Source organism: Ligilactobacillus hayakitensis DSM 18933 = JCM 14209 (genome assembly GCF_000615845.1).
Classification (GTDB): Bacteria; Bacillota; Bacilli; order Lactobacillales; family Lactobacillaceae; genus Ligilactobacillus; species Ligilactobacillus hayakitensis.
Genome location: NZ_BAML01000002.1, coordinates 76,269 through 89,370, shown reverse-complemented (window position 1 = coordinate 89,370; position 13,102 = coordinate 76,269). Strand labels below are relative to the sequence as shown.

At 35.4% G+C, this 13,102-nt stretch carries 12 protein-coding genes; 5 read left to right on the top strand and 7 right to left on the bottom strand.

The window, feature by feature from the left end; genetic code table 11:
• Window positions 1-6: 6 nt before the first annotated feature.
• Both JCM14209_RS01020 and JCM14209_RS01015 read right to left on the bottom strand, forming a co-directional pair.
• Window positions 7-477 carry a hypothetical protein gene (locus JCM14209_RS01020; protein ID WP_025021789.1) on the bottom strand — a complete coding sequence of 157 codons (471 nt, stop codon included), beginning with the start codon at window positions 475-477 and terminating at the stop codon, window positions 7-9.
• Between the two features lie 70 nt (window positions 478-547).
• Complete coding sequence (locus JCM14209_RS01015) at window positions 548-982, bottom strand: Fur family transcriptional regulator (protein ID WP_025021788.1); 435 nt, start codon at window positions 980-982, stop codon at window positions 548-550.
• A gap of 169 nt (window positions 983-1,151) precedes the next feature.
• Between JCM14209_RS01015 and JCM14209_RS01010 the strand changes: the two genes are divergently transcribed.
• Entirely contained in the window at window positions 1,152-2,552 is a 1,401-nt protein-coding gene (locus JCM14209_RS01010) for an APC family permease (RefSeq protein WP_025021787.1), read from the top strand.
• A 231-nt stretch (window positions 2,553-2,783) separates the two neighbouring features.
• Here the strand turns inward: JCM14209_RS01010 and JCM14209_RS01005 are convergent, their stop codons facing one another.
• Window positions 2,784-3,953 carry a cation:proton antiporter gene (locus tag JCM14209_RS01005; protein WP_025021786.1) on the bottom strand — a complete coding sequence of 390 codons (1,170 nt, stop codon included), beginning with the start codon at window positions 3,951-3,953 and terminating at the stop codon, window positions 2,784-2,786.
• A 151-nt stretch (window positions 3,954-4,104) separates the two neighbouring features.
• Between JCM14209_RS01005 and JCM14209_RS01000 the strand changes: the two genes are divergently transcribed.
• Both JCM14209_RS01000 and JCM14209_RS00995 read left to right on the top strand, forming a co-directional pair.
• Window positions 4,105-6,516, top strand: a complete 2,412-nt coding sequence (locus tag JCM14209_RS01000) for a Xaa-Pro dipeptidyl-peptidase (protein ID WP_025021785.1) — start codon at window positions 4,105-4,107, stop codon at window positions 6,514-6,516.
• 52 nt (window positions 6,517-6,568) lie between these two features.
• Window positions 6,569-7,486, top strand: a complete 918-nt coding sequence (locus JCM14209_RS00995) for a proline-specific peptidase family protein (protein WP_025021784.1) — start codon at window positions 6,569-6,571, stop codon at window positions 7,484-7,486.
• A gap of 30 nt (window positions 7,487-7,516) precedes the next feature.
• Here the strand turns inward: JCM14209_RS00995 and JCM14209_RS00990 are convergent, their stop codons facing one another.
• Together JCM14209_RS00990 and JCM14209_RS00985 are read right to left on the bottom strand one after the other, a co-directional pair.
• Complete coding sequence (locus tag JCM14209_RS00990) at window positions 7,517-8,398, bottom strand: RluA family pseudouridine synthase (protein WP_035519699.1); 882 nt, start codon at window positions 8,396-8,398, stop codon at window positions 7,517-7,519.
• Between the two features lie 87 nt (window positions 8,399-8,485).
• Window positions 8,486-9,358, bottom strand: a complete 873-nt coding sequence (locus JCM14209_RS00985; protein WP_025021782.1) for an ROK family protein — start codon at window positions 9,356-9,358, stop codon at window positions 8,486-8,488.
• A gap of 196 nt (window positions 9,359-9,554) precedes the next feature.
• Between JCM14209_RS00985 and JCM14209_RS00980 the strand changes: the two genes are divergently transcribed.
• Window positions 9,555-9,938, top strand: a complete 384-nt coding sequence (locus JCM14209_RS00980) for a VOC family protein (RefSeq protein WP_025021781.1) — start codon at window positions 9,555-9,557, stop codon at window positions 9,936-9,938.
• A gap of 62 nt (window positions 9,939-10,000) precedes the next feature.
• On the opposite strand, the gene nagB is transcribed toward JCM14209_RS00980, so the two are convergent.
• Window positions 10,001-10,705, bottom strand: coding sequence for a glucosamine-6-phosphate deaminase (gene nagB, locus JCM14209_RS00975; RefSeq protein WP_025021780.1), 705 nt, complete (start codon window positions 10,703-10,705; stop codon window positions 10,001-10,003).
• Window positions 10,706-10,858: 153 nt separating this feature from the next.
• Between nagB and nagA the strand changes: the two genes are divergently transcribed.
• Window positions 10,859-11,986, top strand: coding sequence for an N-acetylglucosamine-6-phosphate deacetylase (gene nagA / locus JCM14209_RS00970; protein WP_025021779.1), 1,128 nt, complete (start codon window positions 10,859-10,861; stop codon window positions 11,984-11,986).
• A gap of 48 nt (window positions 11,987-12,034) precedes the next feature.
• Here the strand turns inward: nagA and JCM14209_RS00965 are convergent, their stop codons facing one another.
• Complete coding sequence (locus JCM14209_RS00965; protein WP_025021778.1) at window positions 12,035-13,078, bottom strand: LLM class flavin-dependent oxidoreductase; 1,044 nt, start codon at window positions 13,076-13,078, stop codon at window positions 12,035-12,037.
• Between the last annotated feature and the right edge of the window lie 24 nt (window positions 13,079-13,102).

Here is a 13,102-nt window from a genome sequence, read left to right as displayed (position 1 = left end):
CACCTCCTATTGATTGTTTGTCCCAGTTCCTTGGGTATTTGTTGTGGTTTGTCCCGTTGTGGCCTGCGTATCAGTATTTTCTTTAGTTGATTGGGCCGGTTGCGTACTTTCTGTTTTTTGCGTCGTATTTGCTGATGTTTGTTGACGATATCCTTCATTAGATTGAGTCGTAGTATCAGTTGTTGTTTTCCCAGTTGTTGGTGAAGTTGTTACTTGTTGATCAGTATTATCATCATCACTTTGACTTTCACTTGATTCTTTTTTGTGATCATCATCTTTTTTACTAGATGAATCACTGCTTGATTCTTCAAATAATGAACTACTTGATGAAGTAGTAACACTTGAAACACTTTCAACTTTTGGCTTTCCTTCAGTCGTTCCCGTTGCTTTATTAACAGCCACGTTAGTAGCGCCTAAAGCTAAAACGGCTGATAAAATCGCAAACGGGGTAATGATTGGCGGAGTACGATATGCCATATTTTTCACTTTCCTTTCAATTTACCTTTTCTTAATTTTAACACAGGTATTCTATTTAGATTTTTTAATTTTAGTTAATTTTTTCTTTGGCTAAACATTCACTACATGTCCCATATACCTCAAAACGGTGCCCATCGACTTGATATCCAGGTAAATTTTGCATAATTTCATTTTCAAACGAGCAATCGGGAATTTCAGTTACGTTGCCACATTTTTTGCAGATAAAATGATGATGATGGATATGACCAAAATCACATTGGTACTTCACACAAGCCCCCGTTGCTCTTTGTTGCATTTCAATAATTCCCACTCGTTTGAAGTCACGAATATTGCGATAAATCGTATTATGACTCAAGCCTGGGAAAATTTCACGCATGTAATCATCAACTTGGGTAATATCGACATAGCTATGTTGAAAATTACTCAAATATTTTAATAATTCAGTTCTTTGCTTAGTTATTTTTAATTTATTTTCTTTTAAAATCTGGATTGCCTCATCTATCATATTATCACCCTTAAATAGTAATTGTTACATTTTTATTCTAACAGTTTATCGTAATAATTTCATAAAAAATAAATCTTCGTGCTCCTTTTTTCATTAATTGACCTCTATATAATTCCTTGTTATTATTAAAATAATATTTTTTACAATTAAATAAGGAGGATTTTCTCTCATGGGAATCAAAGATCGTATTTTCAAAAAAGAAAGTCTATCTCGTTATATTGATTCTGATCAGAATCTTGAGCGTGTCATCGGATTTAAAGACTTGATTGCGATGGGAATTGGGGTTGTAATCGGGACTGGAATCTTTATCTTACCCGGAACTGTCGCTGCAACTCACAGTGGACCGGCAATTACCCTTTCATTTGTGTTAGCCGCTATTGTATGTTCGCTTTCTGCCCTTTGCTACGCTGAATTTGCTTCGGCCATGCCAGTTGCTGGAAGTGCGTATTCATTTGGGAATGTTATTTTCGGTGAATTAATTGGATGGATATTAGGATGGGCATTGGTGCTTGAATATATGCTTGCAGTTGCCGCAGTCGCAACTGGCTGGTCCGCTTACTTCAATTCGTTTATTTCCGGATTCGGATTACATATCCCTAAAGTTATTAGCGGTCCTTTTGATCCAGCTCACGGCACTTACTTTAATCTTGTGGCGATTTTAATTGTGTTATTCATCGCATTTTTATTATCACGCGGCGTTAAAGATTCCGTTAAGTTAAACAATATTATGGTTTACGTTAAAATTGCAATTATTATAACTTTTATTGTTGTTGGCGCATTTTTTGTTAAACCTGCTAACTGGAATCCATACTTACCATTTGGTTGGACAGGTGTTTATACTGGTGCGGCCACCGTATTTTTTGCTTATTTAGGCTTTGACGTCATTGCATCATCTGCCGCTGAAGTAAAAAATCCTAAGCGTACCATGCCAGCAGGTATTTTAGGGACTTTATTAATCACCACGGTGTTATATACTGGTGTTTCAGCTGTTCTAACTGGAATGGTTAAATATACGAAGTTAGACGTTGCTAATCCTGTTTCATATGCAATGCAAGTTGCAAATCAAAACTGGTTTGCAGGCTTAATTGCTGTGGGGGCTTTGGTGGGGATGTTTACCATGATTTTATCAACAACCTTTTCATCTTCTCGTCTGATTTATTCAATTGGACGTGATGGACTTTTACCAAGTGCTTTAGGCAAACTCGATGAAAAAACACATACTCCACTTAACGCTTTATATGTTGTTACTTTTGTCATTGTTTTAGCCAGTGGCTTTTTATCTCTTGATCAATTAGCTAACTTGGTTAATATCGGAACACTAATTGCCTTTTTCTTCGTTTCACTTGGAGTTATCCCATTGAGAAAACGTCAAGATATTAAAAATGAAGGTGGTTTCAAAGTTCCATTTTACCCGGTTCTTCCAATAATTTCCGCTGCTTTATGTTTCTTCATGTTAACCCAACTTTCTATTGAAACATGGGAAGCTTCAGCAGTTTGGTTTATTGTCGGTCTTGTAATTTATTTTTCTTACGGAATGAAGCACAGTAAACTTGCAGAAAAGAATGACTAACGTATTTTAAGGAGGCCTGAAATAATTTCAGGTCTCTTTTTGTGTAAAAAATTGCTACTTATTAACAATTTTTACACACTTTTTCCACAAAAATTGTTAATAAGTATAGATTTTCCGTTGCCATCCCCATTTGATACACATTAATTCACAGTTTTCCACATAGTTATCCACTATTTTTGTGAATAACTGTAAAAAAGAGACAGGATTTAAAATTATCCTGTCTCTTTTATTTTATGCTTCTTTTGGTAATGCTTCTAAAGTTTTCTTGAGCATTAATGGGGCTAAAATTGTTGTTAAGATAATAACAATAATTACGCCTGAATAGTATCTTGAAGTTAATAAATGTGCTTGGTACCCTACTTGAGCGATAATCAAAGCCATTTCCCCACGAGAAACCATTCCTGATCCAATGACACTTCCTGATTTCCAAGACATTCCTAGTAATCTTGCACCTAAGCCACCACCAAGCCACTTAGTAAGTAACGCTAATACTAATAATCCAACAATAAACGCCCAATCAGTCAACAAGCCTTTAAATGTCATACTCAAACCGATTGAAACGAAAAACATTGGGATAAATACCGCATAACCAATTGGTTCAACGTGCGAATCAACAATTTCTTTATATGGTGTTTGGGCAACTGCAACCCCTGCAAAAAATGCCCCAACTACTGCTGATAATCCAACAAAGTCTGCCATGTATGCCATTGCTAAACAAATCACAAATGACATTAACATTTCACTTGAGGCAATTGGCAATTTGCTTCCTAACCGCATCAAAATTGGCGCAATCCAATTATAAACAATGAAGATTCCGACAAAATAAATAACTTGAATCAAGAATCCTAACCATAAATTAGATTGAGTTGATGCTCCTTCAGCTTTAGCAACATCGCTAAACACACTGACAAGAATACTTAAAATTAAGACTGCTAAAATATCATCAATTACTGCCGCCCCTAAAATTGTCGTTCCTTCTTTTGAATCTAATTTCTTAAGTTCCTTTAAAACTTCAACTGAAATTGAGACTGAGGTTGCTGCAAACGTAACCCCTAAAAAGATTGCTTGTTCATTTGTAAAACCAAAAACTTTTCCGAATAAATATACCAATACAATCGGAAAAATAACTCCCATAAAAGCAACTGAAGTCGCTGGTTTTAAATACTTTTTAAGTAAATCTAAATCACTTTCTAATCCAGCCATGAACATTAAAATGATTACTCCGATTTCAGAAAAATAATGCATGAAATGATCATTTGTTACCCAGCCTAACATCGCAGGTCCTAAAACTACCCCCACCAGTAATTGACCAATTACTGCAGGCATTCCTGCTTTGCGACTTAAACTTCCAGCAAGTGCTGTTGAAATAAGAACTAAACAAAGAGTCCCTAGAAACTCCATCAAATCTTCCTTTCTTTTTGGAAAAAACTAAAAAATATATACACATTTATTTTATCGAATTCTTCCAATTTTTTCAAAACCTACATTCCATGGAAATCCGCCTTAAAACAAACTATAATAAGAATAAATATCTTATGAAAGGTTGATTACTATGAAATTTAACCAATTTGCTTTCGTTGATGTTCCTTACGAACAAAAAGTAACCGAACTCAAACGGATTTCATTTTTACATATGTCTGATGAGTCTTTATTTATCAATAATTTATATGAATTATTTTTACGTCGTGCTTTATGTGATGCAATTAGTCATGATGCTCAAACTAACAAGTTAAAAGGGCTTTTAGCTAGCAAAAACGCTAATGCTTACACATACATCCACTCAAGTAAAATCAACGCCAAAACATTTTATGTCATTGGGCTTCAACTTCTTGGATTTGAAGTTGATCTTGATTTTACAGTCGATGACCCTTTTAAAGCTATGGATGAATATCAACTTCCTTATATACATTCAATTCAAACAGTTGAAGATTTAATTTCTGCTTGGTATGACCTTTTATGTACACCTTCTAAAAACGGACGTACGCTTTTAGATCACCTTGCTAATAAGGGTTATTTCACAGATTTTTACGGTAACGTCAATGAACCCGTATTTTTTAACGGTAAAGCTCAACCCGTTTTTGATACTCGAAAATTGATTACTGAAGTTATCTATGTTGAATCGGATTTAGATACTGATAATGATGGCCAACGTGATGTCTTAAAAGTGATTATTACACGTCCAAGCGAAACCAATCACGGCCTTAAAGTTCCAACACTTTTCACTGCTAGTCCTTATTATTTAGGTACCAATGACGAAACTGCCGCCAAAATGATGCATGAGGTTAAAGTTCCGTTAACTCATAAAGAGCCTAACGAACTAACTTACCAAGATATTGAATATCACCAACCAAAAACACCCCTTCCACCTAAGCGGACTTACACAGTAGAAACTAAAAAAGCCGAAGAAACTGCTGAACATTTGTTTACAGTTACTTTAAATGACTACATGCTTGCACGTGGATTTGCCGTTGCTTATTCAGGGGGTGTGGGTTCTCTTGGATCAGATGGTTTTAAAACTACTGGTGATTATGCCGAAACAATTTCGGCCAAAAATGTCGTTGAATGGTTAACTAATCAACGCCCTGGTTTTACAACTAAAGATGGCAACAAGGCCATTAATGCTTGGTGGTCTAATAACAAAGTGGCTATGACGGGTAAATCATATCTTGGGACCCTTGCAACTGCCACTGCAACAACTGGGGTTGAAGGCTTAGAAACGATTATCTCTGAAGCCGCAATTTCGAATTGGTACGATTATTATCGTGAAGGTGGTTTAGTGATTGCTCCTGGTGGTTTTCCCGGTGAAGATTGCGACATTTTAGCAGCTGAATGCTTTAGTCGCCAAAAAGAAGCTGGAGATTACCTTAATGTAAAAGATGAATTCGCAGCTTACTTAAAACAAATGGCAAAAGACCAAGATCGAACAAGCGGTAATTACAATACCTTCTTTGATGCTCGTAATTATCTCAAAGATGTGGAAAATATTAAATGCGATATTGTTATGGTGCACGGCTTAAACGACTGGAACGTTAAAATCAAAAACGTCTTTAACTTATTTAATCGTCTTAAAGATACTGATGTAACGAAAAAATTGTTCTTACACCAAGGACAACACATCTATATGAATAATTTCCAATCAATTGACTTTACCGACATGATGAATCTTTGGTTAAGTCATAAATTGTATGACGTTGATAATCATGCTAAAGAACAAATTCCTGATATTGTTGTTCAAGATAATGCTAGTGAAAGTACTTGGCACACTTATAAAGATTGGCAAGTTGATGAATTAACCCCTGCATATCTTTCAGATGGAGCAATTACAAACGAACCTGAAAATATCGCCCTTAAATTTAAAGATGATCTCCCTCAAGAGGATTTCCTTGCTTATACAGCTAATGTAGCAACTTGGAAACAAGATCTCTTAAAAAATGATATCAACAACAAATTACATTCTAATCGTCTCGTATTCAAATCTAAACCACTTACAAAAGACCAACTTTTAAAAGGTCAAGCTAAACTTCATCTTCGTCTTAAGAGTGGTTTAGATCATGGTTTGATTTCCGTTAAACTTGTGGATTATGGTTTAGATAAGCGTTTAGGTGAAGTTCCAACTATCCTTGAACGTCGGGGCTTAGATCATGGTTTTCATTTCAAAGAAGATGATTTAGTTGAATTTAAACTCCAAACTAATACTGAATTTAAGATGATTACTCAATCACACTTAAATCTTCAAAATCGAACTAATGATTATAAAAATGATGACCTCAAAGCTGATACCTTTTATGATATTACTTTAGTTACCCAACCAATGTTTTATCATCTAAAAGCCGGTCACCAACTTGGATTAGTAGTTTATGCTTCTGATTACGAAATGACGGTACATGCAAACGAAGAAAATACTTATACTCTTGATTTAAGTCAATCTAAAATTGAATTACCCCTAACAGCATTTAACGATTAGCAAAAAAGTGCTATAATCAAAAGTATATTTTCATAGAAAAGGATTGATTCTAATGAAACAAGGAACAACTATTATTACGTTAGACAACGGATACCATCTATGGACTAATACACAAGGAACAGGAACTATTCACTTGTTAGCCCTTCACGGTGGCCCCGGTGGCAACCATGAATATTGGGAAGATACAGCTGACCAATTAAAGAAACAAGGACTTGATGTCCAAGTTCATATGTATGATCAACTTGGTTCACTTTATTCAGATCAACCGGACTATGACGATCCTAAAATCGCCGAAAAATATTTAACTTATGATTACTTCTTAGATGAAGTTGAAGAAGTACGTCAAAAATTAGGAATTGATAACTTTTACCTCATTGGTCAAAGTTGGGGTGGCGCATTAGTTCAAATGTACGCTCACAAATATGGCCAACACTTAAAAGGTGCAATCATTTCTTCAATGGTTGATGAAATCGATGAATATGTTGATAATATCAATCGTCTTCGCGAAGAAACTCTTCCAAAAGAAGCCGTTGATTTCATGAAAGAATGCGAAACAAACAATGATTATTCAAATCCTAAATATCAAGAATACGTTCAAATTATGAACGAAAACTTCATTGATCGTAAGCAACCTTCTAAGCTTTACCATGTTAAAAATCTTGGTGGCACAAAAGTTTATAATACTTTCCAAGGTGATAACGAATTTGTAATTACTGGTAAGTTAGATCAATGGCACTTTAGAGATAAACTTAAAGATATTACAACACCAACTTTACTAACTTTTGGTGAACACGAATCAATGCCAATTCCTACCGCTAAAACAATGAACAAGTTACTTCCTAACTCACGTTTAGTAACCACTCCAAATGGCGGTCACCATCACATGATTGATAATGCTGATGTTTATTACAAGCATCTTGCTGATTTTATTAAAGATGTGGAAAATGGCACTTTTAAAAACGAAGACTAATCAAAAAAGCTGGACTAACATCCAGCTTTTTTAGTTACTGCTAAAATATTGTGGTAACGGCGCTTCAATGACTAAGTGCTCGTTAGTAAAAGGTATCACTAGCCTTTGTTTAGCTCCATGCAATAACATTTGTTCATTATCATCATGGTTATATAACGGGTCTCCAATAATCGGCGTCCCCATTCCTTGAAGGTGTACGCGCAATTGATGGGTCCGACCTGTTCTTAATTGTAAAGCTACCAAACTTGTTTTGTCATCAAACTCAAGGACTTCATAATATGTTAAGGCACTTTTAGCCTGTGGTCCATCAATTTTTCTCTTGCGTTTATCAGTTGGATCTTTGCCAATTGCAAAATCAATTTTGCCTTTTGACTTGGGTAAATGACCACTTACTTTAGCTAAATATTCGCGTTTAATAATTCCCTGACTAATTAACAAGTCCAAGATAGGGACAACCACAGGATTTTTAGCGATAATCATCGCTCCACTTGTTTGCATATCCAACCGGTGAACCATGTATGGTTGCGCATCTTTATCTTTAAGGTATGCAGCAACATAATTCATTAAGGTCCCTTTTTCTAAAGGTTGGTTGGGATGGCTCTTAATTCCAGCCGGTTTATTTACTACTAACAAATCATCATTTTCATACAAAACATCAATCTTATATCCATCATCAATCAAATAATTTGAAGTTTGAGTCCGAAATTCTTGGCCTTCAAACTTCATTACAACCACTTCACCCGCATGAACTTTTTCATTCATATTCCGATATTTTCCATTGAATGTAATATTTTTATTTATCCGTAAAAAATGGATAAATTTTCGTGGCAACAACCACCCTTTAGCGAGTAATTCTCGTACTGTCATGCCAGAAAATTCAGCATTTACCTGCTTTTTTAACACCCACTGCATATCAATAATCCTTTCAATTTATTTCATTACAAGAATAACAAAAAAGAGAGTCTAATAAAACCTAGACTCTCTTATATTTAACACTAATTATTTAGCAGCTGCTTCTTGAGCTAATAAGAAGCAACCTGTAATTCCGGCATCATCACCTAAATCTACATGAACGATGTAATCATCCAAATCAGGTGTTGGAACGTAGCCTTTCATTTGTTCTTTAAATGATTCACGAATCATTGGGAATAATTGTTCTTGTTTTGAAACTCCACCACCAAAAACAATCTTTTCTGGTGATAAAATTAATGTAAGATCCATGCAAGCTTGAGCTAAGTAGTAAGCTAAAATTTCCCATGCTTTGTCATCTTTAGGAATATCATAAGCTTTAACTCCACCTTGACGCGCTTCAACAGCTGGTCCACAAGCTAAACCTTCCAAACAATCTTTATGGAATGGGCAATGACCTTCATAATGATCTTCTGGGTGACGACGCATTGTAATGTGTCCTACTTCTGGGTGACCAAATCCTTCAATAACTTTGCCACCAACAACAACGCCAGCACCAACACCAGTTCCAACAGTTAAGTAAACACAACTGTCTTTTCCTTTAGCGGCACCACGTTTTAATTCACCATAGGCAGCCCCATTAACGTCTGTTGTCCATGCATAAGGAACATCAAAACGCTTTTTCATTTCACCAAGGAAGTTGTAATCCTTCCAGCCTGGCTTAGGTGTGTTTGTAATGTAGCCATATGTATCTGATTTGCGGTTTACATCAATTGGTCCAAATGAAGCAATCCCGATTGATTCTACTTCATATTTTTCAAAAAATGCAAAAACATCTGTCATTGTTTCTTCAGGAACAGTTGTTGGAATTGAAACTCTTTCAACTACGTTTAAGTCTTCATCTGCAACTGCGCAAACAAACTTTGTTCCGCCGGCTTCGATCGCACCATATAATTTAGTCATTTCATTACCTCCATCAAAAAAATAAAACGTTTTCTTAATTATTAATTATTATTTTATAATATCAGATTTGAATAGTAAAGCAAAAATATGTTAATCGTTTAACATATTTTTAATTCCCTTATTTCATCGTATTTTACGGCTTCAATCATATTTTGTGTTATCATAGAAGACGAAAATAATTTTTGGAGGATAACCAATGAAAATTAAACGTCTTGATCATGTCGTATTAACGGTTTCTAACTTACCTAAAGCTGAGCGTTTCTATCACGAAGTTTTTGATATGCCTGTGATTGAAGAGCAGTCAAATGATGAAGTTATCACCTTACGTTTCGGCCATCAACTATTACGTTTACGCCAACAAGAAAGTAACGAAACTTTACAAGCTGCTAACCCAAGTTTAGGGGCAGCTGATTTTTCAATTGTTGCGGGCGATAAACTCGAAGATATTCAAAATCACCTTAAGAGCTACTTCATCCCTGTTGTAGCGGGTCCTATTGAAAAGATGGGGGCTGAAGGCAAGATGACTTCAATTTTTATCCACGACTTAGATAAAAATTTAATCGAAATCAGTGTTTATTAATCATCACATCCACTGTCTTTATTCAATTAAAAAGAGGTTACTGTAAATCAGTAGCCTCTTTTTTAGTCTAATAATCCACCGGCTTCTTCATCAACAATTACGGTAACGTTGGGATGTTTTTGTAAAATACTTGCCGGAACATCTGGGGTAACTTCTCCATCAATCATAGCTTTGACAGCTTGTGCTTTCTTTTTACCAAAAGCTTCTAATAAAATCGCATCCGCATTCATAATTGACCCAATTCCCATTGAATATGCATACTTAGGGACTTCATTTTCATCTTCAAAGAAACGCGCATTAGCTTCAATCGTTGATGGAGTTAATGCCACCCGATGCGTTTTTTCGTTTATATCGGTGCCTGGTTCATTAAATCCAATATGGCCGTTTCTTCCAATTCCCAATAATTGAAGTCCAACGTGATTATCTTCAAGAATTTGGTTGTATCGTTGGCATTCTAAACTTGAATCTTTTGCCATCCCATTAGGTAAATATGAGTGCTTAAAAGGTTTGTGCTTGAAAAGATGTTCATGCATATAATAAGCATAACTTTGAGGATTGTCTTTACTTAAGCCGACATATTCGTCTAAGTTCACTGAGATATCATTGCTAAAATCCAAATCACTTTTAACTAATTGTTCATAGGTTGTGACAGGAGTTGATCCGGTAGCAAGTCCAAAAACTCTTACACCGTTATTTTTAGCCTCACTAAAAATCTCAAGTGCCTTTTTACCACCTTCAACTTGATCTTTTACTTTAATTACTTTAATCATGTTTAACTCCTCCTCAACTTTGGTCTATACCAATAATATACAACGTTTTATCTTTTTTGTAAACCCTTGCATCCTTGAAATATTAATATTATCATTAACTATAAAAGTGAAGTCTACTCCACAAATCTGCTTAAAGGAGACGTTGCACATATGAGTACTGTTTTAAAACACGCAACAATCTATACTGGACATGAAAAAATTACCGATGGATACTTACGTTTCGACAAACAAATTCAAGCTGTGGGTAAAATGTCCGATTATCAAGCTCAAAGTAACGATGAAATCTTTGATCTTGAAGGTAAAATCATCGTCCCTGGTTTCATTGACGTTCATAGCCATGGCGGCTATTCTTTTGATGCCATGGATGCCAGCGCTGATGAAATCGACGAAATGGTCAAAGATATGATTAAAGAAGGAATTACTTCATATTTTCCTACGACTATGACCCAATCCCATGAAAATATCGCCCACGCGATGGTTGAAATCAAAAAAGCCGCCAAACGTAATCCAGTAATTCAAGGAATTCACCTTGAAGGACCTTTTGTTGCCAAAGAATTCAAAGGGGCCCAACCTCAAAAATATATTGAAGATCCTGATATTGAAACTTTCAATCATTGGAATGAATTATCTGGTGGTTTAATCAAGCTAGTTACATACGCGCCAGAACATGAAAATACGCATGAATTTGAGTTATACTGTCTTGAACATGGTATTGTTCCTTCAGTTGGTCACAGTAACGCAACCCGTGAGCAAATGAAGCATTCCTTGGCTAGCCATGTAACTCACCTTTATAATGCGCAACGTGAATTTAAGCATCGCGAACCTGGTGTAACTGGTCATGCTTTATTAGAAGATAATATCTATACCGAAATTATTGCAGATGGGTTCCATGTTGTTGGTGACATGATTAAGTTAGCCTATAAATTAAAAGGTCCTGATAAAATTGAACTAGTCACTGATTCAATGAGATCTAAAGGGATGCCGGAAGGAGTTTCTGAGTTGGGCGGACAAAAGGTTATCGTTAAAGATAAACAAGCCCGTTTAGAAACGGGAAATCTTGCTGGTTCAGTTCTTAGATATCAAGATGCCTTCGTTAATATTATGAAATTTACCGGTTGTTCAATTGAAGATGCAGTAAAAATGTCATCTGGAAATCAAGCTAAAGAATTTAAGCTTACCCAAAAAGGATTCCTTGAAATTGGCAAAGATGCTGATTTAAACATTTTTGATAGTGATTTAAATCTATTAAACACTTATAGCTACGGTAAAAAATACTAAAATAAAAAAGGTTTGAAATAACACTAAAATCGTTATTTCAAACCTTTTTTATTTTACTTCTTTAATTACTTCTGCAAATAATTCATATGAATGATGTTGCTTAGCTTCATCATAAATATATGAATTGCACATAATTTCATCAAATTCAACAATGCTTTGAAGCTTTTGTAATTGCTGTTTAACAGTTTCTTTGCTTCCAATTAATGAAATGGCTGACATGTTTTTTACCATTGCTTTTTCATTTTGGAATAACTCATCAATATCAAACTTAACCGGGCCAAAGTGTGGTACTTGACGGACACTAATTAAGTTTTCATAAATTTGACGTTCATCTTCAACTGGGGGCATTAAACCACGTTGTTGTCCAGTCACAATGTTTAAAAATGATTGGGTTTGCGTTGTCGCTAAGAATTTTGCTTCTTCATCGGTATCCGCAACAATCGCATTCGCTCCTAAAATTACATATGGTTGCACTAAATCATCTGAAGGTTGGAAATTTCTTCTATAAGTATTAATTGCTTCAACCATCATTGCTGGCGCAAAATGAGCTGCAAATGAGTATGGTAGCCCTAATTTAGCTGCTAAATAGGCACTTTGAATACTTGAACCTAAAATGTAAAAAGGAACGTCTAAGCCTTTAGCTGGGTAAGCATTAATGCCTTCAGTGCCCTTAAAATAGCCTTGTAGTTCTTCAACTTCTTCTGGAAAATCCATTGTGCGATCATCATCACGTCGCAAAGCTTGCGCTGTTTGCATATCAGTTCCAGGTGCTCTACCTAAACCTAAATCTACTCGATTAGGATATAGCGTTTCTAGCATCCCAAATTCTTCTGCAATCAAATATGGACTATGGTTCGGTAACATTATCCCCCCAGATCCAACTCTTAAAGTTGATGTATTAGCTAAGGTATGTTGGATTAATTGTTTAGTTGCAGAACTCGCCACGCTTTTCATGTTATGATGCTCTGCTAACCAATAGCGTTCATAGCCTAATTCTTCAGCTTTTTTGGCTAAACGAACCATACTATCAATCGCTTCTTTAAAGGTTTGACCGTCACGTAATGGGACTAAATTTAAAATTGAATATTTCATTTTTTTCTCCCTTTTTTCTTAAAT